Source organism: Methylosinus sp. KRF6 (genome assembly GCF_018887255.1).
Taxonomy (GTDB): Bacteria; Pseudomonadota; Alphaproteobacteria; order Rhizobiales; family Beijerinckiaceae; genus Methylosinus; species Methylosinus sporium.
Genome location: NZ_JAHLJF010000001.1, coordinates 3338306 through 3360835 on the forward strand (window position 1 = coordinate 3338306; position 22530 = coordinate 3360835).

Below are 22530 nucleotides of genomic sequence, written 5' to 3' on the forward strand. Positions count from 1 at the left end.
AGGTCGATCGCCGCAGGCGAGCGGGAGGGGGTGACACCCCGGGACTTGGGCGCGACCCCACCCCGGACGGCCGCGCCGTCCGACCCTCCCCCTGAAGGGGAGGGTGGGCGCGCGGTCGCGACCTACCGCTACGCTCTCACCATCGAATATGACGGCTCTCCCTTCGTCGGCTGGCAGCGGCAGGAGAATGGCGTCTCCGTGCAGCAGCGGCTCGAGGAGGCGGTTTCGGCGCTGGAGGCCGGCGCGCGGCGCGTGGTGCATGGGGCGGGGCGCACCGACGCCGGCGTTCATGCGCTGGGGCAGGTCGGCCATGTCGATCTTTCGCGCGAATGGCGCGAGGATCGGCTGCGCGACGCGCTCAATGCGCATCTGCGGCCGTCGCCGATCGCCGTGCTGGAAACGCGCCGCGTCGCGCAGACTTTCGAGGCGCGCTTCTCGGCGATCCGCCGGCATTATCGCTATGTGATCGACAATCGCCGCGCGCCGCTGACCTTGCAGCGCGGCCGCGCCTGGCATGTGAAGCGGCCGATCGATGCGGAGGCCATGCACGCGGCGGCGCAGGCGCTGGTCGGCCGGCATGATTTCACGACATTCCGCTCGACCGAATGTCAGGCCAATTCGCCGGTGCGGACGCTGGAGCGGCTCGATGTGCGTCGCGACGGCGACATCATCGAAATCGTCACTTGCGCGCGGTCGTTCCTGCACAATCAGGTGCGCTCGCTGGCCGGCTCGCTGGAGCATGTCGGCTCCGGCAAATGGAGCGCCGACGATCTGCGCGCGGCGCTCGAGGCGAAGGACAGGACCCGCTGCGGTCAGGTCGCCCCGCCGCATGGGCTCTATCTCGTCGCCGTCGATTATTGACGGCGGACGCTCACAATCGTCTCGTCGCCTGCGCCAGCCATTTGCGCGTCTTTGCGTCGAGATGCGGCGACAATACCGCGCGCACCCGCGCGTGATAGGCGTTGAGCCAGCGCGTCTCCTCGAGGCTCAAAAGCTTCGGCTCGACGAGGGCGAGATCGAAAGGCGCGAGAGTGAGCGTCTCGAAGCCGAGCATCTCGCGCTCGGCGCCTTCGATCTCCCGCTTCTCGACGACGATCAAATTTTCGAGGCGAATGCCATATTCGCCGGCGCGATAATATCCCGGCTCGTCGGAGAGGATCATGCCCGGCTGCAAGGGCGTCGAGCCGAGTTTCGATATGCGCTGCGGCCCCTCGTGCACCGAGAGATAGGCGCCGACGCCATGACCTGTGCCATGGTCGAAATCGAGCCCCGCCTCCCACAGGCTGCGGCGCGCGAAAGCGTCGAGCTGCGCGCCGCTGACGCCCGCGGGAAACACCGCGCGGGCGACGCCGATATGGCCCTGCAGCACGCGAGTGAAATGCTCGCGCAATTGCTTCGACGGCCGGCCGACGCCGATGGTGCGCGTCACATCGGTGGTGCCGTCGAGATATTGCGCGCCCGAATCGACGAGATAGCAGCCGCGCGAGATGCGTAGGTCGCTCGCCTCCGTAACGCGGTAATGCGGGATGGCGGCGTGCGGGCCGAAGGCGGAGATGGTGGGAAAGGAGAGATCGCGCAGCTCGCCGCTCTCGCGACGGAAGGTCTCGAGCGCCTGAGCGGCGGAGATTTCCGTGAGCTTTCCTTTGGGCGCCGTCTCTGTGAACCAGGCGAGAAAGCGCGTCAGCGCGACGCCGTCGCGCAAATGGGCGGCGCGCGCGCCATCGAGCTCTATGTCGTTTTTGATCGCTTTGAGCAGCGCGATCGGATCATCGCCGAGCTTGGGCTTGCCGCCTTTCGCGCGGAAGAGCTCGACGAGCTTCGCCGGCGCGGTGGCGGAGTCGAACAGGATCGTCATGCCGCGCGCGCCGGCGTCGGAGAGATCCTCGACGACATCGGCCGGCTCATAAATATCGGCGAGGCCTTCGAGGCTGCTCCTCGTCTTGGCCGAGAGCTTGGCGGGGTCGACATAGAGCAGCGGCTTGCCCTCCTTGGGAAGGACGGCGAAAGCGAGCGCGATCGGCGTATGCGCGACATCGGCGCCGCGCAGATTGAACAGCCATGCGAGCGCATGGGGATCGGAGACCAGCAGCGCATCGGCCTCGCCGAGCGCCTTGCGCACGCGCGCGATCTTCGTCTTGGCCGCGACGCCGGCGAGGCGCGGCGGATAGAGCGTTACGGCGCCTCGCGGCGGCTCCGGCCGATCGGTCCAAACAGCGTCGATCGGATTGCTGTCGAGCGGAACGAGCGTGACGTCCTTGCTCTCCAACGCTTTGGCGTAGCGTTCGATCTGCGCCGGCGTGTGCACCCAGGGATCATAGCCGATGCGCGCGCCCTGCTTCGCCGTCTCGGCGAGCCAGCGCGCGGGCGCCTTTTGCGAAATGTCGAAGACGGCGACGCGTTTCGTATCCACCTGCTCGGGCGCTTGCAGCGTATAGCGCCCGTCGACGAAGAGCGCCGCTTTGTCGGCCAGCACGACGACGACGCCGGCCGAGCCGGTGAAGCCGGTGAGCCAGGCGAGCCGCTCCGCCGATTTCGGCACATATTCGTTCTGATGCTCGTCGGCGCGGGGGGCGATGAAGCCGTCGATGCGGCGGCGCGCGAGCTCTGCGCGCAAGGCCGCGAGTCGCTCCGCGCTGTCCTGCCCGCAGGCGTCGTCGGCGAAGCTCTGGAATCTGCTCTCGAACATGTCTCGAACCTATGCCCTTCCCCGCTCTGCGGCAATATGCCGGCTCAATCGAACCGCAACGCCATCAGCGCTTCATCGAGATAGGCGCCCTCCGCCGTCTTCACCGACGCCGGCTCGACGCCATAGATCGCAAATCCCCAACGCTCGTAGAAGCGCCGCGCTCTTTCATTGTCGCGCATCACGGTCAGCGTGACGATCTCATAGGTTCCGCGCGCATGTTCCATCAGCGCGGCCATGAGCGCGTCGGCGCCGCCTGCGCCTCTGTGGCGCGCGCGCAGATACATGCCCCAGAGCAGCGCCTTGTGCTTCGTCTTGACGCCGGCGAAGCCCGCGAGCCCGGCGACGCCCTCGAGGCTTTCGCCCTCGAAAGCGCCGACGGCGAAATCGCGCGCCAGCCGCGCCGCGACCTCCGCGAGCGTAAGATGCGCCTCATCCTCGGGCGCGAAGCGAAACTCCCGCTCGTGCAGGCGAAATCCCTCCTGTCGCAGAGCGTGGAACTCGGCGGCGTCGGCGGTCGTGAGTCGTCGGATCGTCAGCGCCATTGTCGCGGTCGCATCCTCCTTCGTCGTATCTCGCGTAGCAAGGCGCGCGCCGATGTGCGAATCGAAGCCGCTTCCTTCGCTTCGGCTTTCTTTCGTTGGAGCGAATTCTGATCGATCGAACGATTCCGTTCGATCGGAATGCGCTCTAGACTTTCCGTGTTTCCAACGCCGAACCGGCGTCCACTTCGGCTGGAAGCGCTCGTAAAGGCGAGGGTCGGCCGGCGATAGCCGGACGGGGTGGGGTTTCGCGGCGAAGACCAGCGATCTGCCGACGGAACCGAAGCGTTTCCAAAGAGCGAGCCCGAAAGCTCGCTCTTTTTCGTCCGTCAATCGCCTTTGCCGGCGAGGCGCGGCGTCATGATCTTGCTCACGAGACAGTGCGTGCCGTCGGTCGGATCCTCGGTGCGGCGCGGGCGCTTGGCCTTGCATTCCGCCTTGTCTGCCGGATTCGTCACGCCATAGAAGGCGTTGATGATCGCCTGCTCCTGCTCGTGATCGAAAGCGTGGGTCTGGCCGAACATCACATATTGGAAGACCAGCGGCTGCGTCTTCGGCACGAAGGGGATGAAATCGGCCGCTTCCTTCAGCGTGCCCGCCGCGCAGCCGCGATAGGCCGCAGGACGCTGATATTTGAGGCCTGCGGGCGTCGATCTGCCGGACAGCGCATATGTGTAGCAGGCGCGCGGCTTGGACATTTGGCAATAATAATGGATCGTTATGTCCGACCAGTCGGTCGGCGCGTAATTGGTCTTGAGACAGTCGGCCGTATATTGATAGCCCTGGTCCGTATGCTTGGGCTCGCCGGCGCGGCGGCTGCCATAGATGTCGGCGCTCTGATTCATCGCCGCGAGGATCGCCGCGCCCGGCAGCGAGAGGCCGGCCGCCGCGGCGTTGGGCAGATAATTGCTGTAGGCCCGCGCCGGATCATTCTTGGCGGAAACGAGCTTGTCGATCTCCTCTTGCGTCGGAACGGCGATCCAATCGGCGACGGGCTTCGATGCGGAGACGCCGATCCCGAGCTTCTCCAGCGTCGCCGGATCGAGCGCGCCGCTCTGCGGCAGGCCGGACTTCTGCTGAAAGGCGGCGATCGCGGCGGTGGTCTTGGTCCCGACGACGCCGTCCAGCGTTCCCGGATCGAAGCCCTGGGCGGCGAGTTTCGACTGCGCCGCCTGGGCGACGGGATTATAGGGGCCGGCGAGGCTCGCAGAGCCGATGGACGAAGTCAGGACGATCCCGAGCGCCGCGAAGGCGGCGCGCATACCGATGCGCATTTACAAACTCCCTTCGAGAAAATCTCATGTCGAAACAGCGACGGCGAGGAGTCTTATCATTCGCCGCCGCGCCGCCAAGGTTTTTTCCTGTCGCATTTTTTCTCGCGGCTGCCTCCGCCCGCTTGTCCCGGCTCGCCTCTGTCAGGCGAGTAGGTCGGCGCGCGGCGCTTGAATCCAGGGCCCGTCGTTGGAGGCCTTGTTGACGTCCGGGCCGATCTCGAAAAATTCGAGCGCGTCTTCCGGCGCCGGGACCAGCAGGCGCCAGGCCGCCTCGGCGGCATATTCGTCGAGGCCGAGCCAGAGATCGAAGTCTTTCGGCGCGAGAATGGCCGGCATACGGTCGTGAATGGCGACCGTCGCGCCATTGGCCGAGACGGTGAGAATGCAGGCGGTGTCGAGCTCGCCGCCGTCGCTGCCGATCCATGTCTCATAGAGGCCGGCGAGCGCCAGCGGCGTTCCATCGGAGTGGCGGAAGAGATAGGGCCGGCTCGCGCGGGCGCGTCCCTTGGCCCCCTCACGGCGCCATTCGTAATAGGCGTCGGCGATGAAGAGACAGCGGCGCCGTTTCATCGCGGCGCGGAAGCTGGGCTTTTCCGGCGCGCTCTCGGCGCGCGCGTTGACGATGAGCGGAAAGCTCGCCGGGTCTTTCACGAAGCCCGGCAGAAAGCCCCAGCGAACGAGCTGAAAGCGTCGCGCCTCGCCGCCGCGCGGGTCGCGCTCCTGCCGCACGATGGGGACGGGCTGCGTCGGCGCGATATTGTAGCGCGGCGGAAAATTCGGCTGATCGACATAGCCGAAATAGTCGCGCGCCGCTTGCGGCGGCAGGGTGATGGCGTATCTCCCGCACATGACGTCCTCGCGTTCCCCTTTTGCGGCGCCGCGAAACCGCGGAAATCGCGCGCATTCTCCCTATCGCGTCGGCGATCTGGAAAGAGATTCTTATCAATTCGCGCTCATATTGGGCCCCAACATATCGGGATTTCCTATGACGGCTGACGCGCAATTCGCGACGCTCGATCAAGTCGACGGCTCTCGGGCGCCGAATCACTTTTCCGCCACCAAGCCGCTGATCAGCCCGGTCTCCGGGCTGGCCAACGACTATCTCAACCTGTTCAACGAGCTGGTCATGATGCTGGAGCAGCTTCCGCACATGCCCGAGCTCATCGACGATCTGCTGGCCTGGCGGCCGGTGACCTACAAGGAATATTTCGAGCGCTCGCAGCTGCCCGGCCGTCATTCGGCGCTCGCGGCCTATGAGAAAGTGAGCCCGGACTTCAAGCGTCGCTTCGAAGCCTATGTCGCCGAGCTCGACACCATCGCCGTCGCCAGCGTTGCAGCCGTGCGCCTGCAATATCGTTCCGGCCCGCCGCAGAATATGGAGCGGCTCGCCGGAACCTGCGCCCGCGCCGGCGAGAAGATGCGCGGCATATTGTTCAAGGCGTCGCGTCTCGTGAACTACGCCAGATTGTCGGACGACTGAGCCTGTCGTCGCTCGGTCACGCTTTCTTCACGCGAGCCGGGTCCCGCTTCGCTCGAATGCGCTCTATAGCTCGCCGTCCTTCACGCCGGCGAAAAAGGCCTCGAGCCGGGCGCGGGTCTCCCGCGTCGTCAACGCCGCCGCGAACAGAGCGGCCTCCTCCTCTATGCGGGCGGCGATCGTCGCCGCATCGCCGCGCAGCAGCCGCCTCGTCGCGGCGAGCGCCGCGCGCGGCTTGGCGGCGAGCCGGCGGGCGGCGTCGAGCGCCATCTCCTCCACCTCGTCGAAGCCGGCGATCGCATTGACGACGCCGAGACGCAGCGCCTCGCTCGCTCCGAAGCTCTCGCACAGCAGCATGAATTCCGTGGCCTTGACGTGGCCGATGCGCTGCGGGACCAGCAGGGTCGACGCCGCCTCCGGGATCACGCCGAGATCGACGAAAGGCATTTTGAAGCGCGCGCCATGCGAGGCGTAGACGAGATCGCAATGGAACAGCATGGTGACGCCGACGCCGATGGCGTCGCCGACCACTGCGGCGACGATGGGCGTCTGCAACGCCGCGAGCGCGCGGACGAAACGCAGCGCCGAGAATTCCTGCACATTGTCCAGCGGGCGCCGGAAATCCTCGAGATCATTGCCGGCGGTAAAATCACCGCCCGCGCTCGACAGCACGATGGCGCGAATCTCCTCATCCGCATCGGCCTTGGCGAAGGCCGCGATCATCGCCTCGTACATGGGCCGGCTGAGCGCGTTGCGCTTGGCCGGCCGGTCGATGACGATCCGCATCAGCGGGCCGTCCCGGCTCACGATCAGCTCGCGGTTCTGCATGAACGTCTCTCTCGTCTCAATCGCCGCCGGACGACAGCAGCGCCAGCCCGGCGCCGACGGAGTCGCCGCCGTCGACGATGGCGCGCTCCAGCCCCTCCGCCGCCACGGCGAGATTAACGGCGAAGAAGCGCGCCGTGACGATCCGGTCCTGCGCCGCGGCGTCGCCGGCGCGCCGCGCGGCGAGCGCTCCGGCCCCGAGCAGGGTGACGCCGCGCGCGAGCGCGAAGAGCCGCAGATAGGGGGTCGCTCCGGCGAGCGTCTCCGGCCCGCGCGGATCGGGCGTCGCCGACAGAAAGTCGGTCGCCCGCTCGAAAGCGTCGACCGCCGCCGCGGCGCGCCGGGACATTGCGACGAAGAGCGCGTCATTGCTCAACGCCATCGCGTCTATGTCGGCGCGCATATCGTCGATCTCCCGCCAGACGGCGGCGCCTTTGGAGAGGCGCAGCTTGCGGGTGACGAGATCGATCGCCTGAATTCCGTTGGTCCCTTCATAGATGGGCGTGATGCGCGCGTCGCGCAGCAATTGCGCGGCGCCGGTCTCCTCTATGAAGCCCATGCCGCCGTGGATCTGAATGCCGAGCGAGGCGACCTCGCAGCCTATGTCGGTGGAATAGGCCTTGGCGAGCGGCGTCAGCAGGCCGGCGCGCTCCTGCGCCGCCTGCGCCTGCGCCCCTTCGAGCCGCCGGGCGCGATCCAGCGAGGCGGCCGTGAGATAGCAGATCCCCCGCGCCGCGGCGGTCTGCGCCTTCATCGTCAGCAGCATTCGGACGACGTCCGGATGCTCGACGATGGGCGCCGGATCACCGGAGGGGCCGCGGCCCTGGCGGCGCTCGCGCGCATAGGCCAGCGCCGTCTGCGTCGCCCGCTCGGCGAGGCCGACGCCCTGCAGGCCGACCGAGAGCCGCGCATTGTTCATCATGGCGAACATGCAGGCGAGGCCCTCATTCTCGCGGCCGACGAGAAAAGCGATCGCGCCGCCAGTGTCGCCATAGGACATCGTGCAGGTCGGCGAGCCGTGAATGCCGAGCTTGCGCTCGATCCCGACGCAGCGGACATCGTTGCGCGCCCCGGGACGCCCATCCGGCCCCGGCAGGAATTTGGGCGCTAAAAACAAGGAAATTCCGCGCGTGCCGGCGGGCGCGTCGGGCAGCCGCGCCAGAACCAGATGAATGATATTCTCGGACAGGTCGTGCTCGCCATAGGTGATGAATATTTTCTGCCCGAACAGACGATAGCTCCCGTCCCCGGCGCGCTCGGCGCGCGTGCGCAAATGGGCGAGATCCGAGCCCGCCTGGGGCTCGGTGAGATTCATCGTCGCCGGCCATTCGCCCGAGATCATCTTCGGCAGATAGGCGGATTTCAGCGCCTCGCTCGCATGAATCTCCATCGCCTCTATCGCGCCCTGGCCGAGCAGCGGGCAGAGCGCGAAGGAGATATTGGCGGCGTTCCAAATCTCCGTGCAGGCGGCGGCGAGCAGCAGCGGCAGCCCCATGCCGCCATGACCGGGCGGCGCCGAAAGCGCGTTCCAGCCGCCTTCCACCCAGAGCGAATAGGCCTCGCGCCAGCCGGGCGCGGTCGTCACCGTTCCGACCGAAAAGTTCACCCCGTCGCGGTCGCCGACGTGATCGAGCGGCGCCAGCGCATTCTCGGCGAATTTGGCGGCCTCCTCGAGCGTTGCCGCGGCGGTCGCCGCGTCGAGATCGGCATAGAGCCCGCCGGGCGCGAAGGCGGCCTCGCCCGCCGCCCGCCGCATGGCGAAGAGCAGATCGTCGATTGGCGCGCGATACGGCATGGGCGGGCTCCCAAAGAGAATCGTTCCGTCATTCTAGCGCCGCCGCCGCGCTATTCCACCAAGGCGCGCGATTTCGAAAATCCCATGTCGGAGGAGCTTCGGCGCGCTGCGCGGGCGTGCTGAAAACTCTTGTTCGCCACGCCGAACCGGCGTCTACTCGTTATGTGAGCTGCAGGCTCGCTCGAGCGCGGAGAAGCGTCTTGACTCATGTTCGAATTCTCGCCGCCGTCGCATCGGCGCTGATCGCGACCGCCGCGCAGGCCGGCTCCGCCCCGAAGGCGAAAGCGCCCGCACGGCCCGCGGAAGACGGCTATTACGTCCCTCATGTCACGGGTCCCGGCGGCGAAAAGCGCCCTGTGATGGAAATTCCCGGCAGCGTCACCGTCGTGTCGCGCAAATTCATGGACGATATTCAGGCGACGACGATCGGCGAGGCGCTGCGCTTCGTCCCCGGCGTGCAGCCGATGGGGCGCTGAGCGGCGGTCGCGCCTCGGCATGGTGAACGAAGGCTTAACAGCGCACATCGATTTGCGCGCGCTTCCCGGCGCTCGGGTTAAAACAATCGCGGTAGGACTGGCTCACGAGAACATCGTGATCGAGGACAATACCGTGTCATTGGCGCTTTCCAGCATCTCCTCCTACAGCCTGCCGAGCGTGCCCACCGTGCCGAGCGTCGAGCGCCGGCCGTCGACCCCCGATGTCGCGGCGGTCGACGCGCAGCGCGCGCAGAATTCGTCGCGCGCCGACGCCGAGGCCGGCTCCGACCCGTATGCGCAGATCGACGCTCTGCTCGCGAGCTTGCGCGATCTCACGCTCGGCGGGGCGAAGCTCGACAGCGCCTCGACGACCTCTCAGGCCAATGCGGCCTACGCCGCCTATTCGAATTGACCTTCACGCGCGCGCGGCCTTCGCCTTCAGCTCATAGAGCGCGGCGAGCGCCTCGCGCGGCGTCAGCGCATCGGGATCGATCGCCGCCAGCGTCTCGCGCAGCGCGTCCTTCGGCGGAGCCGCCTGCGCCGCGCGCGCGAAGAGCGGCAGATCGTCGATGAGCTTTTCGACCGGCGCGCGCCGATCGGCCGCCTCCAGCTCGGCGAGAATGGCGTGCGCGCGCGCCACCACGCTCGCCGGAAGCCCGGCCAGCTCGGCGACATGCACGCCGTAAGAACGATCGGCCGCGCCTTTCGCCACCTCGTGCAGGAAGACCACCTCGCCGGCGTGATCCTTCACCTTCATGGTGAGATTGACGAGCCGCCCCATGCGCTTCGTCAATTGCGTCAGCTCGTGGAAATGCGTCGCGAACAGCGCGCGCGCGCGATTGATCTCGTGCAGATGCTCGATCGTCGCCCAGGCGATGGAGAGTCCGTCGAATGTCGCCGTCCCGCGGCCGATCTCGTCGAGAATGACCAGCGAGCGCGGGCCGGCGCAATTCAATATGGCCGCCGTCTCCACCATCTCCACCATGAAGGTGGAGCGCCCGCGCGCGAGATCATCCGCCGCGCCGACGCGCGAGAACAAGCGATCGACGGCGCCGAGCCGCGCGCTCTTGGCCGGCACGAAGGAGCCCGCCTGCGCGAGAATGGCGATCAGCGCGTTTTGGCGCAGATAGGTGGATTTGCCGGCCATGTTCGGCCCGGTGACGACGGCGATTTTTCCGGCGCGCGCGTCGCCGAGATCGCAATCATTGGCGGCGAAGATTTTTCCCTGCGCTTCCAGCGAGGCTTCGACGACGGGATGACGCCCGCCGATAATCTCGAAATCGAGCGAAGAATCGACATGCGGGCGCGTCCAATCGCGTTTTGTCGCCAGCTCGCCGAGCGCCGCGAAGACGTCGAGCGCGGCGAAGCCTTGCGCGAGACGTTGCAGCTCTTGCGCGCGTGCTAGAACGGCGCCCGCGAGTTCCTCGAACAGCGCCAGCTCGCGCTCTTGCGCGCGATCGGCGGCCGAGGCGATCTTCGCCTCCAGCTCGGCGAGCTCGCGCGTCGAGAAGCGCATGGCGTCCTGCATCGTCTGGCGATGGGTGAACACCGCGTCGAAAGGCGGACGCAGCAGCCTCTCGCCCTGCGCCTGCGGAACCTCGATGAAGAAGCCGAGAAAGTTGTTGTGCTTGATCTTGAGCTGCTTGGTCTCGGCCAGCTCGACATAGCGCTGCTGCAGGCTCGCGATGACGCGGCGGCTCTCGTCGCGCAGCGCGCGCGCTTCGTCCAGCTCGGCGTCGAAGCCCTGCGCGATGAAATTTCCCGCGCGCTTGTCGAGCGGCGGATCGTCGGCGAGGCGCGTCGCAATGGCGCGCTCCAATTCGCCGTCCGAGACGGCCAGCTCGGCGATCTCCTGCGCGACCAGCGACGCCGCTTCCTGCGCGGAAAAGAGCGCGACGATCTCGCGCGCGGCGGCGAGCGCCGCGCGAATATTGCCGAGATCGCGCGGGCCGCCGCGCTGCAAGGACAGACGCGAGAGCGCCCGCGCCACATCCGGCGCGCGGGCGAGAATGGCGCGCAGCCGCGCGCGCAGCTCCGGCGCGGTGACGAAGAAGGAGACGGCGTCGAGCCGCTGCGCGATCAGCTCCGGCTCGGTGGAGGGCGCGGCGATGCGCTCGGCGAGCAGGCGCGCGCCGGCGGGCGTCGCAGTCATGTCGATCGTCGCCAGCAGCGAGCCGTCGCGCTCGCCCTTCAGCGTGCGCGTCAGCTCGAGATTGACGCGCGTCGCCGCGTCTATCTCCAGAGTCGCGCTGCGGCGCAGGCTCGAGGGACGGCGTAATGCGGGGCGTTTTCCCTTTTGCGTGCGCTCGACATAGAGAATGGCCGCGGCCGCCGCCGCGATCTCCGCCTCGCCGAGCGCGCCGAAACCCTCTAGCGTCGCGACGCCGAAGAAATCGAGCAATCGCCGCGCGGCGCTCTCGCCGCCGACATCGCGTCCGAGCGCGGTCAGCGGCGCGTCGAGATGCGCGAGCTGCGATGTGAGCCGTGCATCGGCGCAGATCGCTTCCGCCGCGACGATCTCGCGCGGCTCCAGCCGCGCCAATTCGCCGGCCAGCTCCGCCTCGCCGACCTCCGCGACATCGAAGGCGCCGGTGGAAATATCGACGCAGGCGAGCCCATAGCGCCAGCCTCCATCGCCCGCTCGCAGCCGCGAAAGCGCCGCGAAGGCGTTGGGGCGCGCGGGATCGAGCAGTTGCTCCTCGGTGATGGTGCCGGGCGTGACGAGCCGCACGACGTCGCGTCTGACGACGGATTTATTGCCGCGCTTGCGCGCCTCGGCGGGGTCTTCCATCTGCTCGCAGACGGCGACGCGATGGCCGAGCGAGATGAGCTTTTGCAGATAATCATCGGCGCGCTCCACCGGCACGCCGCACATGGGGATATCGGCGCCCTGATGCTTGCCGCGTTTGGTGAGCATGATGCCGAGCGCGCGCGAGGCGGTCTCGGCGTCCTCGAAGAACAGCTCGTAGAAATCGCCCATGCGATAGAAGAGCAGGCAATCGGGATTGGCCGATTTGATCTCTATATATTGCGCCATCATCGGCGTCGGCCGGGCGGCCTTGTCGTCGGATCGCGGTTTCTCGTCCATGAGACGCTTCATGCTCTTTTTCGGTTCGCGTCTCACTAAGACACAAAGGGCAGGAAGTTCAAAGGGAGCGCGCGGCGCCGTGCAGAGTAATCGGGCGAACGCCGAAAGTGTGCGCTCGCCCTCCCCTTAAAGGGGAGGGTCGGACCGCGAAGCGGTCCGGGATAGCGTTCCCTGGCAAAGATTCGGGGCGTCACCCCCTCCCGAGCGCCTGCGGCGCTCGACCTCCCCCCTCGAGGGGGCGGTGGAAACGCCTTTCCGGGCGCCGCTTCTCTTTCACCCGATCGCCCTGCGGCGAGCCGTCGGGCTCGCTTCTCGAGATAGATCGGAACTCGCTCCGAGAAGATGAAGCGCGCGCTAGCGCTGGCGCGCCAGCAGCGCTTTGATCTGCTCCACCAATTCGCTCTCCGGCGCAGAGAATTGCGCCGGCCGGGCGGATTTCCATTCCTCATTGGTGGAGATTGCGGCGCTCGCTCGCGCGCCCTCGATCAAATCCTTGATCTGCACCTCGCCCTTGGCGCGCTCGTCCGAGCCTTGGATCACCACGGCCGGGCTGTTGCGCTTATCGGCGTATTTCATCTGCGCCTTCATGCCGGAGGAGCCGAGATAGAGCTCCGCCGAAACGCCGGCGTTGCGCAGAGCGGCGACCATGCGCTGATAATCGGCGATATGGTCGCGGTCGAGCGCCAGCACCACCACCGGGCCGAGCCGCGTCACGGCCGAGACGACCGGGCTGCCGACGAGCTTCAGCGCCGCATAGAGGCGCGAGACGCCGATGGAAAATCCGGTCGCCGGCGTGCTCTCGGAACGAAAGCGGCCGATGAGCCCGTCATAACGCCCGCCGCCGCCGACCGAGCCGAAGCGCACCGGATGGCCCTTCTCGTCCTTGGTCTCGAAAGTGAGGTCGGCCTCGAACACGGGCCCCGTGTAATATTCGAGCCCGCGCACGATGGAGGGATCGATGCGGATGCGGTCCGGGCCGAAGCCGGCGTCGCGCACCAGATCCTCGATCTCGAGCAATTCCTCGGCGCCTTCCGCGCCGACATTGCTGCGGCCGAGCAGCTCGAACAGGCCGAAGCGCGGCTCGCCGTCTTTATATTGCCCGCCGAGCGTGAAGGAGAGGATCGTCGCCACGGCGTCATCGGCGAGGCCGGCGCCTTTGGTGAAGTCGCCGCTCTCGTCCTTGCGGCCGGGGCCGAGCAGCAGGCGGACGCCCTCGGGGCCGAGCCGGTCCATCTTGTCGATGGCGCGCAGCACGGTGAGGCGGCGGCCGGCGTTCTCGTCGCCCTCGAGGCCGATGGCCTTCATCACCCCGTCCAGCACTTTGCGGCTGTTGATCTTGATGACGTAATCGCCGCGCGGAATGCCGAGCTTTTCCAGCGTGTCGGCGGCCATCATGCAGATTTCGGCGTCGGCGGCCGGCGAGGCCGCGCCCACCGTATCGGCGTCGAATTGCATGAATTGGCGGAAGCGCCCCGGCCCCGGCTTCTCGTTTCGATAGACATTGCCGAAGCGATAGGACCGGAACGGCTTCGGAAGCCGGTCGAAATTCTGCGCGACATAGCGGGCCAGCGGCGCGGTGAGGTCATAGCGCAGCGACAGCCATTGCTCGTCGTCGTCCTGAAAGGAGAACACGCCCTCATTGGGGCGGTCCTGGTCCGGCAGGAATTTGCCGAGCGCATCGGTATATTCGATCGCCGGGGTTTCCAGCGCCTCGAAGCCGTAGAGCTCATAGACGGAGCGGATGACGTCGATCATGCGGCCGGTCGCGGCCAGCTCGGCGGCGTCGCGGTCGGCGAGGCCGCGCGGGGAACGCGCCTCTATCTTGGATTTTTTTTCGTCTGACATTGGTTGATGCGCCTTTTCGGCGCTCTTCCTAGCATTTTTGCGCGGCGAGGAAAGCCGGGGCTTCGCCCATGGGCCAGAACAGCAGATGGCTGCGGCAATGCGGGCAGTCCGAGGAGCCGAATCCTTCGAGCGGAACCGGCAGCGCAGCGAGCGCCGCGACGAGATCGCATTCGCCCTTCGCCTCAGTGATCCAGGCGCCGAGCGATTCGCCCGCCTCGGTCAGCTGGTCGATATGCCAGCGGCGCCGCTTGCCCTGCCGCATGTGCCGGCCGAGCCGGGCGCGCAGTCCGCCCGGCCCTTTGGCGGAGCCGCAATAGAGATAGAGCCCCGGCGCGAGCGTCGCCGCGCGGCGTCCCGCGCTGGCCTCGAGCGGATGCGTCAGCCCGATGAGCAGCGCATAGGCCCCGGGCGCGGCCGGCGCCTTCGATGCGGCGCGGATGAAAGCGAGCGCGGAAAACGAATCGTCGGGAGCCGGCGGGCGCTCAGCGCGCCCCGAGCGGGCCGTCTCGAAGAAAGGCGTTTCTGACGCCATAATGCAGGCCGAGCTTTCGTCCGATGATCGAGATGCGCATTTCCGGCGGAATGACGAGATCGAGCGCGCTCTGGTCGAAGCGCGCCGGCAGGCGGGCTTCCCGGCGCAGGGCCTCGACCGCGTCGAAACCGATCGCCGCCTCCCGATAGAAGCCGTTGACATAGCGCATTCGGATTTCGCCGATCAAATCGAAGGCGCGTTTCAGCCGATCGGGAGTGCGGCTGCGATCGCCGCCATGGGCGATCAGCAGGCCCGGCCGGGCGAGGTAGAAAATCCCGAGCGCGGTCGCCTTCTCACAGCGCGGCTGCCGCATGATCCAGAACAAGGGCGCGTCGCCGAGCTCGCGATTATGGCCGAGAATCATTCTGTGCCAGTCGTCGCTCGAGGCGAGCGGCAGCCAATCGGCGATGAATTGCGCATATTCGCCGTCGCCGGGGTCCGGGCTCGCGGCGCGCTCTTCGACCCAGCGTCGCAAAAGATCGTCGACCGCGAACATCGGCAGGACTCCCCATCGGCTCGAAACATGGACGAGCACAGGCCGCTCGTTTCGACAGGCGAGAAGGCGACGCGGCGACGGGCTCTGCGGGCGGGTTCGCGTGCGACCACGCGATGTCTCTTCCCGAGCGACGGTTTTTCGGGATAGAACGCGATAGAAAAGGGGCTCCCCGTCCCGCGCGTGCGCGAAACGGGGAGTTTGGACAACACCGTGAGAACCTGAACCGCAAAGACCGACCTCGACGGATGAGGCCCGCTCCGGAGGGAAGAGCGTCATCGAAAGGAGAACCGCCTCTACGAGCCGAGCGATGTCGCAAGTCGCAAAGTCGTCGAGGCGGGACCTTAACTGGTGCTTTGCAAGACGATTACCCGTTTGGGCGCTCTCTTTATGCCTCGGCTCGTTATGTAACGCAACTACATAAATTAGGCGGAATGCCCGATTTGGCGTGCGTCTCCTGCAAAAACAACCGGCAATCCGGGCTCGGGCGTTTCCGTCGCCGAGCCGGAGTCCGCTTCTATAATTAGCGACGATGCGAGCGACCCGACGAGAGTTTTTCCATTATGGCGCCGCGGCTCTGGCGGGCCTCGCGCAGCTTCGGCGCGCTCACGCCGCCGCGCCCGACGCCACGGACTGGCTGCGGCGACGTCTGGCGGAGACCGCCCGCGGAGGCGTGTTGCGCTTGCCGGCCGGCGTGCTGCGCATTCGCTCGCTGACGATCGACAGCGACATCGCCATTCTCGGCGCCGCCGCGGGGACGACTCTGCAGGCCAGCGGGCCGCCGGGCCCTCTGCTGCGCGCGGCCGCCTTCGGGGCGCTGACGCTCGAGAATTTGCGCTTCGAGGGCGCGGGCGGTCGTTTCGCCGATCCGAAACAAGGGCTCCTCGATCTCGCCGACATACCGAAGCTCGCGATCCATGGCTGCGCGATTCGCCGCTCGGGCGGAAAGGGCGTCAATCTCCTGCGCTGCGGCGGGCGCTTCGCGCAGAACATCGTCGAGGATGTGCGCGACGCCGGCTATTTCTCGCTCGACGGGCTCGGCGTCGACATAGACAATAACAAGGTCCGCCGCTGCGGCGACAATGGCGTGCAAGTGTGGACGACCTCGGCCGGCCGCTACGAGGGCTCGCGCATCCGCAACAATGAGATCGTCGATATTCGCAATCTCTCCGGCGGCGACGGCGCCTATGGCAATGGCGTCGGCATTTGGGGCTCCGGCTTCGTGCGCGTGGAGAAGAATGTCATTCGCCGCTGCGCCTATACGGCGGTGCGCAACAATGCGGGCCATGACGTCGAGGTCGTCGGCAATGATTGCTCCGGCTTCGGCGAGCGCGCCATGTATGCGGAGTTCGGCGCCAAGCGCGCCAGCTTCCGCGACAATAAGATCGACGACGCCGGCGCCGGAATAGCGCTGGCCAACGCCGAGCGCGGCACGGATATCGGCTTTGTCACCGGCAATCGGATCACCGGCCTGCACGAGACGCATCCCGATGACGAATTCGGCCCGATTATGAGCTGGCTCACCGGCATAGAGGCGGAGAGCAATGTCGAGATCGCCGGCAATACGGTCGTCGGCGGCTGGATGGGCGTGCGCTGCGGCGGCTATCGCCAGAACATACGCGTCGAGGGCAATCGCTTCGTCGACAATGATTATGGCGTGACCTTTCAGATCGGCGAGGGCGTCGGCCCGGCGGTCATCGCCCGCAATAAGATCATCGGCGCCAAAAAGGCGGCGATCGCGGCGATAGCGGGTCAGGACATTCAGCCGGGCGACGTCGCGCGGCCGGGCGTGGCGGCCAAATATCCGCGCCTCACGATCGAGGGCAATGAGCTCGGCTGAAACTTGACATTGCGTTAAGAACCTCTGGCGCAGAATGGCGGGCCCGACCCCGGAACGCCTCCCATGACGACGCTCTCCACCTATTTGCAGATCGCCAATAACCAGTCCAAATGGCAGGCGATGACCGCCAAATCGCCGGACGTGGCGACGCAGACGAAATATTTCGAGGACCATATCGGCGAGGTGACGTCGATCGACGAATTCATGAAGGACGCGCGGCTGTTCAATTACGCCATGACCGCCTTCGGCATCGGCGATATGAGCTACGCCAAGGGCCTCATGCGGAAAGTGCTGGAGGGTGGCCTCACCGACAGCTCGTCGCTCGCCAACAGGATCAACAACGCCAATATCAAAGCCTTCACCGAGGCTTTCGATTTCGCCGCCAATGGCGAGGAGACGACGACGTCCTCGACGCTCGTCGACAATGTGGTGAGCCGCTACACGGAGCAGGCGCTGGAGACGAGCCAGGGCGAGCAGAATCCGGGCGTGCAGCTCGCGCTCTATTTCGAGCAGCACGCGCCGAGCCTGACCAGCGTCTATGGAATTCTCGCCGACAGCAAAATATTGACCGTCGTGCAGACCGCGCTCGGCATTTCGTCGAGCACCTCCTCGCAGTCGATCGACACGCAATATCGCCTCTTGTCCTCGAAGGTGAAGCTGGACGATTTCAAGGATCCGAAGAAGCTGCAGCAATTCATCGCCCGCTTCGCCGCGCAATACGACTACAACAATGGCGGCGACGCCAATTCGCAGAGCTCGCTGCTTTCGACGCTGTTCGACACGTCGAGCTCGGGGTCGAGCTTCGGGCTCGATTCCAGCCTGCTGCTGAGCGTGCAGGGGAAGAAATTCGGCAGTTTTTGATCGACCGGGACTTCGACGTCGTGAGGCCGCGCCGAAGCGCCCGGCGCCTCGCGGCGGCGGGAGAGGAGGGGCGGTTCGGGACGCTCCGGCCCCTTTCGGCCGCAGCGCTATAAAAATTCTGTCGGTTTCGGAGCGTCCCGAAACGCGGCTTCGCCTTCTCGTCGACGTCCCGAGGCGCATTCAGACCCGCGAATCCTGGGCTTTCGCATTCAAGATCCGATCGCTTCCGAAGGCTTGGGCTCACGGAACGGCTCTCGCTCTTCCCTATGGACGGGAGAGAAACGCCGTTCCGGCGACGCGCCGCCTGTCCATGGACGGGGGTCGCCGTCCCGGATGGAGCCGGCCCCCGCCCGCGTTCCCTGACCCGAGAAACGCGCCCTTGCGTCAGCGGGAGCGAGGGAGAGATAGGAATATTTTCAGGATGTGTCAAGGGCCGAGAATGGAAGACCCGCGGCGGCCGGACGCCCGCGCCTCACCTTCTCCGGCTCGAGGGCGATCGAATGTGCATAGTCAACCGCGCGATCACCAGCGGCGTCGGGGTTTTTTTCGCCGCCTATGCTCCGGCGGAGCATTTGCGAGAGAGCTGATCGTCGACGACGAGGCCCCATCGGCAGCTTGCCGTTCCGCCGCCGCTACGCGGTAGTCGTCGAATGATCGCGGACTCCGAGAGAGGCTGCGGTCGATCGAGGCGCAAATCAACCGCATCTGGACCCTTGAAGAAATCAGGGGCTCGAGACGCGGTTCGCTCGCTACGTCAGCGTTGGAATCGCCGAAGCTGATCTCGATGTCAGGCTCCGTCGCCGAAATGCTGCTGAGCCTGGGCTTCGAGCTGGCTTTCGTGCATCGCGAGGTTCTCGAGACTTCACCCGAAATGACGAGACGGCTTTAGGGTCAGACCGAACAGAGTTGTCGAACCTCATGCTACCATGCACGGGGCATATCGAGCGAGCATTCTTGGTGAGGCAGCCCGTACAAAACATGCGCAGGCCGCGCTGAGCTTCCTTTGCTGGATTTTCATGAACGCTTTTGTACTGGGACCGCAAGCAGGTCGTCGTCGAATTTCTGAACGAGGCGGCGGATGCGGAAATCCTGCACATAACGGCGCGGACGAGCGGCTGCGCCGATCGTCCGCGCAGGCCAAGGTGAGATATCCCCGGAACCGTTACAGATCGGCGGATCGTTGTTCGATCAGAATCACCAAGGCAACTCGCCGGCCTCGTTGACGAATGCGCCGGTGGGCCCATCGTCCTCGAGAAGCGCGCATTTGATCGCGATCACCGCCGCTTGGTCCGGAGTCCGCGAGCTCATGAAATTCGTCGCTTCCGTCGCCGTATAGCCGGGGCAGATCGCATTGACCTTGATCCCCTTGTCCTTAAGCAGGCGAGCATAGCTGAGAGTCAGCGAATTCAGCGCCGCCTTGGACGACTGATACGTCGGCATCGCGAAATCGGCGTAGATCCAATCCGGCTTCGAGCGTTGCCCGAACGAGCTCAGCTCGGACGAAACATTCACGATTCGCGCGCGCTTCGAGTTCGACAGGAGCGGCGTCATCGCCTCTGTCAAGCGGACGACCCCGACGACATTGACGTCCAACGTCCGTCGGACCCGTTCGGCCATCGACAGTGACGCGTCATGGTCGAGGCCGATGCCGGCATTGTTGATCAGAACATCCAGGCGGCCGTATTCTTGCGCGATCAGCCTCGCAAGCGCGGAAACGCTGGCGTCGTCCGTGGCGTCCAGCTGCACGGGCCGCACATCGAGTCCTTCTTTCCGCAAAGCGGCGCAAGCAGCCTCGCCACGCCCGAAATCACGACAACCGAGCAGAACATTCGCGCCTCGACGCGCGAGACCGGCCGCAATGGCCAGTCCAATGCCGCGATTGGCGCCGCTGACCAAGGCAAGAATCTTATTATCGGCTTCCATTTCATCCGTCCCGGATAAGCCAGAGACGCGCCCATCTGAAGAACAGCCATGAGCGTCGGCTCTGAGAGACAACTTCGGCCACGCAGGCCGAAGAGCTTGCACAGACAAGCCGACAAGCTGTATAAAACCTCGAGTGAGGTTGAGGTCAAGAGGGTTTTCGACATGAATTCGAAGCCTGCTCCGCTGCTGTCGGTGGGCGAGGTGGCGCAACGAAGCGGCGTCGCCGTCTCGACTCTTCATTTCTACGAGGCCAAGGGCCTGATCGCGTCGATCCGCAGCCGCGGCAACCAGCGACGTTTTTCGCGCGACATTCTGCGGAGAATCGCCATCATCAGAGTCGCCCAGCGCCTCGGCGTCCCGCTCGCCGAAATCATCGGCCTTCTGAAGCCGGTTCCAGCCGGCAAGCAGCCAACGGCCGGCGACGTTCGCGAGATGATCGCAAATTGGCGGATCGCGTTGCAGGCGAGGATCGACGGCCTGATCCTGCTGCGCGACAATTTGGATGGCTGCATCGGATGCGGATGCCTGTCCTTGGAGGATTGCCCATTGCGCAATCCTTCCGACAAGCTCGGCGCCGAGGGGCAGGGAGCTGTGCTGTTGAACTGCGACGGCGTGCGCGACCCGAACGGGTAGGCGCTTCGCGGCCTGGAAGGCTTCAGATCGCGCGCGAAATCGCCGATTATCGCCGCCGCGCGCAGACGCATATCGCCAATGGCATAGCGAACCCCCGGTGTCATGGTCGCGCTTGGCCGCCAGCCGCGCCGCGATGACAGGGACGGAACATGAGCGGAGCATTGCCGCTTCTTCTCCCCGTCGGTCGCGATCCGGCGCGCCCGACCGCGACAAAGCAGCCCCGACGCGCCTGCGCGAATGCTTGCTTCGCGCGGGCCGGCTTGCTAGAGAATAGATCGGACGGCTGGCGGGGTTCCCTTCCGGCCTTCCGTGTTTTGAAACCCGGGATTTTTCGATCGGGCCGCGCCGGCCAGTTCCCCGAGAACTCTCGTTTCCCCGCACGCCCGAGCGGCGGTGGAGACCTCCGATCGAAGACGCCCGATCCGCAACGCCAACCTCAAGCCGGCGCCGCGCCCGAAAGGGCATTCCAGGAGAACTCATGTCAACTGCCGCTGAGCGCGCCCCGTCGCGCGAGGACTTTGCCGCCCTGCTCGAAGAAAGCTACGGAGAAAACGAAGCTTTCGAGGGTTCCGTCATCAAGGGCCGCGTGGTCGCCATCGAGAAAGACGTCGCCGTCATCGATGTGGGCCTCAAGACCGAAGGGCGCGTCGCCCTCAAGGAATTCACCGGCTTCGGCCGCGACCCGGCCCCGAAAGTGGGCGAAGAGGTCGAGGTCTATCTCGAGCGCATCGAGAACGCGCTCGGCGAGGCCGTCATCTCGCGCGACAAGGCGCGCCGCGAGGAGAGCTGGGTCAAGCTCGAGAAGGCCTTCGAAAGCAATGAGAAGGTCGAGGGCGTCATCTTCAATCAGGTCAAGGGCGGCTTCACCGTCGATCTCGACGGCGCCGTGGCCTTCCTGCCGCGTTCGCAGGTGGACATTCGTCCGATCCGCGACGTCGGCCCGCTGCTGAATGTGCCGCAGCCCTTCCATATTCTCAAAATGGATCGCCGCCGCGGCAATATTGTCGTCTCTCGCCGCACCGTGCTCGAGGAGAGCCGCGCCGAGCAGCGTCACGAGATCGTGGCCAACCTCGAAGAGGGGCAGGTCATCGAGGGCGTCGTCAAGAACATCACCGATTACGGCGCCTTCGTCGATCTCGGCGGCATCGATGGCCTGCTGCATGTCACCGACGTGGCCTGGCGCCGCGTCAATCATCCGAGCGAGGTTCTGTCCATCGGCCAGACCGTGCGCGTGAAGATCATCAAGATCAATCACGAGACGCACCGCATCTCGCTCGGCATGAAGCAGCTGCTGGAAGATCCGTGGCAGGGCATCGAGGCCAAATATCCGATCGGCGCCAAGTTCCACGGCCGCGTCACCAATATCACCGACTACGGCGCCTTCGTGGAGCTGGAGCCGGGGATCGAGGGCCTCGTCCACGTCTCGGAAATGTCCTGGACGAAGAAGAATGTGCATCCGGGCAAGATCGTTTCGACGAGCCAGGAAGTCGACGTTCAGGTGCTCGAGGTCGATCCGGTCAAGCGCCGCATCTCGCTCGGCCTCAAGCAGACGCTGCAAAATCCGTGGGAGGCCTTCGCCGAGAAGCACCCGCAGGGCTCGACCGTCTCCGGCGAGGTCAAGAACAAGACCGAGTTCGGTCTCTTCATCGGCCTCGACGGCGATGTGGATGGCATGGTCCATCTCTCCGATCTCGACTGGAACCGCCCCGGCGAGCAGGTCATCGAAGAGTATAAGAAGGGCGACGTCATCACCGCTCAGGTGCTCGACGTCGACATCGAGAAGGAGCGCATCTCGCTCGGCGTGAAGCAGCTCGCCAATGATCCTTTCGCCTCGGTCGCCGAAGAGGGCGCTGGTGGCGAGGTGAAGAAGGGCGCTGTCGTCACCACCGAGGTGATCGAGGTGAAGGAAGCCGGTCTCGAGGTGAAGATCACCGGCACCGATCTCACCACCTTCATCAAGCGCAACGAGCTGGCGCGCGACCGCGCCGACCAGCGTCCCGAGCGCTTCGCCGTCGGCGAGAAGATCGACGCGCGCGTCACTTTGTTCGACCGCAAGGCGCGCAAGGTGGCGGTGTCGATCAAGGCGCTGGAAGTGGCCGAGGAGAAGGAGGCGATCGCCCAATATGGCTCCGCCGATTCGGGCGCCTCGCTCGGCGACATTCTCGGCGCGGCCCTCAAGGCCCGCGAAGAAGCGCCGAAGAAGTAAGACGACGCGTAAACCTTCTCCCACTCGTGGGAGAAGG

19 protein-coding genes are annotated in these 22530 nt (G+C 65.8%); 8 read left to right on the forward strand and 11 right to left on the reverse strand.

Going from position 1 to position 22530, the window contains the following annotated elements:
• Positions 1-6 precede the first annotated feature (6 nt).
• Positions 7-861 carry a tRNA pseudouridine(38-40) synthase TruA gene (truA, locus tag KP010_RS15755; RefSeq protein WP_371824244.1) on the forward strand — a complete coding sequence of 285 codons (855 nt, stop codon included), beginning with the start codon at positions 7-9 and terminating at the stop codon, positions 859-861.
• A 10-nt stretch (positions 862-871) separates the two neighbouring features.
• On the opposite strand, the gene KP010_RS15760 is transcribed toward truA, so the two are convergent.
• The 4 genes from KP010_RS15760 to KP010_RS15775 form a co-directional block, all read right to left on the reverse strand.
• A complete protein-coding gene (locus KP010_RS15760; protein WP_142862808.1) occupies positions 872-2686 on the reverse strand; it encodes an aminopeptidase P family protein in 1815 nt (604 codons plus the stop codon).
• A 44-nt stretch (positions 2687-2730) separates the two neighbouring features.
• Positions 2731-3228, reverse strand: a complete 498-nt coding sequence (locus tag KP010_RS15765; RefSeq protein WP_167398670.1) for a GNAT family N-acetyltransferase — start codon at positions 3226-3228, stop codon at positions 2731-2733.
• 326 nt (positions 3229-3554) lie between these two features.
• Complete coding sequence (locus KP010_RS15770) at positions 3555-4499, reverse strand: peptidoglycan-binding protein (protein ID WP_216281149.1); 945 nt, start codon at positions 4497-4499, stop codon at positions 3555-3557.
• Positions 4500-4640: 141 nt separating this feature from the next.
• Positions 4641-5348, reverse strand: coding sequence for an SOS response-associated peptidase (locus KP010_RS15775; protein WP_142862807.1), 708 nt, complete (start codon positions 5346-5348; stop codon positions 4641-4643).
• A 136-nt stretch (positions 5349-5484) separates the two neighbouring features.
• Between KP010_RS15775 and KP010_RS15780 the strand changes: the two genes are divergently transcribed.
• Positions 5485-5979 carry a hypothetical protein gene (locus tag KP010_RS15780; protein ID WP_142862806.1) on the forward strand — a complete coding sequence of 165 codons (495 nt, stop codon included), beginning with the start codon at positions 5485-5487 and terminating at the stop codon, positions 5977-5979.
• Positions 5980-6042: 63 nt separating this feature from the next.
• Here the strand turns inward: KP010_RS15780 and KP010_RS15785 are convergent, their stop codons facing one another.
• Positions 6043-6804: an enoyl-CoA hydratase-related protein gene (locus tag KP010_RS15785; protein WP_142862805.1), complete on the reverse strand. Its 762-nt coding sequence runs from the start codon at positions 6802-6804 to the stop codon at positions 6043-6045.
• 16 nt (positions 6805-6820) lie between these two features.
• On the reverse strand, positions 6821-8596 hold the full coding sequence (locus KP010_RS15790; RefSeq protein ID WP_216281151.1) for an acyl-CoA dehydrogenase: 1776 nt from the start codon (positions 8594-8596) through the stop codon (positions 6821-6823).
• A 200-nt stretch (positions 8597-8796) separates the two neighbouring features.
• Here KP010_RS15790 and KP010_RS15795 point away from each other — a divergent pair, with 200 nt between their 5' ends.
• Positions 8797-9072, forward strand: coding sequence for a TonB-dependent receptor plug domain-containing protein (locus KP010_RS15795; RefSeq protein ID WP_216281153.1), 276 nt, complete (start codon positions 8797-8799; stop codon positions 9070-9072).
• Positions 9073-9187: 115 nt separating this feature from the next.
• Positions 9188-9484, forward strand: coding sequence for a hypothetical protein (locus KP010_RS15800; protein WP_216281155.1), 297 nt, complete (start codon positions 9188-9190; stop codon positions 9482-9484).
• A 3-nt stretch (positions 9485-9487) separates the two neighbouring features.
• On the opposite strand, the gene mutS is transcribed toward KP010_RS15800, so the two are convergent.
• The 4 genes from mutS to KP010_RS15820 all read right to left on the reverse strand — a co-directional run bounded on the left by mutS (position 9488) and on the right by KP010_RS15820 (position 15033).
• The gene (mutS, locus tag KP010_RS15805; protein ID WP_216281157.1) at positions 9488-12160 is read right to left on the reverse strand and encodes a DNA mismatch repair protein MutS; all 2673 of its coding nucleotides are present in this window, start codon (positions 12158-12160) and stop codon (positions 9488-9490) included.
• Between the two features lie 354 nt (positions 12161-12514).
• Positions 12515-14005, reverse strand: coding sequence for a histidine--tRNA ligase (gene hisS / locus KP010_RS15810; protein ID WP_142862800.1), 1491 nt, complete (start codon positions 14003-14005; stop codon positions 12515-12517).
• 28 nt (positions 14006-14033) lie between these two features.
• On the reverse strand, positions 14034-14537 hold the full coding sequence (locus KP010_RS15815) for a DUF123 domain-containing protein (protein ID WP_142862799.1): 504 nt from the start codon (positions 14535-14537) through the stop codon (positions 14034-14036).
• Entirely contained in the window at positions 14488-15033 is a 546-nt protein-coding gene (locus KP010_RS15820) for a DUF4274 domain-containing protein (protein ID WP_185966485.1), read from the reverse strand. The genes KP010_RS15815 and KP010_RS15820 overlap by 50 nt, the downstream gene beginning before the upstream one ends.
• A gap of 529 nt (positions 15034-15562) precedes the next feature.
• Between KP010_RS15820 and KP010_RS15825 the strand changes: the two genes are divergently transcribed.
• Together KP010_RS15825 and KP010_RS15830 are read left to right on the forward strand one after the other, a co-directional pair.
• Positions 15563-16870 carry a TIGR03808 family TAT-translocated repetitive protein gene (locus KP010_RS15825; RefSeq protein WP_142862797.1) on the forward strand — a complete coding sequence of 436 codons (1308 nt, stop codon included), beginning with the start codon at positions 15563-15565 and terminating at the stop codon, positions 16868-16870.
• Between the two features lie 63 nt (positions 16871-16933).
• On the forward strand, positions 16934-17731 hold the full coding sequence (locus KP010_RS15830) for a DUF1217 domain-containing protein (protein WP_142862796.1): 798 nt from the start codon (positions 16934-16936) through the stop codon (positions 17729-17731).
• 1194 nt (positions 17732-18925) lie between these two features.
• On the opposite strand, the gene KP010_RS15835 is transcribed toward KP010_RS15830, so the two are convergent.
• Positions 18926-19894, reverse strand: a complete 969-nt coding sequence (locus tag KP010_RS15835) for an SDR family oxidoreductase (RefSeq protein WP_371824213.1) — start codon at positions 19892-19894, stop codon at positions 18926-18928.
• Here KP010_RS15835 and soxR point away from each other — a divergent pair.
• Together soxR and rpsA are read left to right on the forward strand one after the other, a co-directional pair.
• Positions 19817-20287, forward strand: coding sequence for a redox-sensitive transcriptional activator SoxR (soxR, locus tag KP010_RS15840; protein WP_142862795.1), 471 nt, complete (start codon positions 19817-19819; stop codon positions 20285-20287). The two genes, KP010_RS15835 and soxR, sit on opposite strands and share 78 nt — an antisense overlap.
• Positions 20288-20765: 478 nt before the next feature.
• The gene (gene rpsA, locus KP010_RS15845; protein WP_108915405.1) at positions 20766-22493 is read left to right on the forward strand and encodes a 30S ribosomal protein S1; all 1728 of its coding nucleotides are present in this window, start codon (positions 20766-20768) and stop codon (positions 22491-22493) included.
• Positions 22494-22530 lie beyond the last annotated feature (37 nt).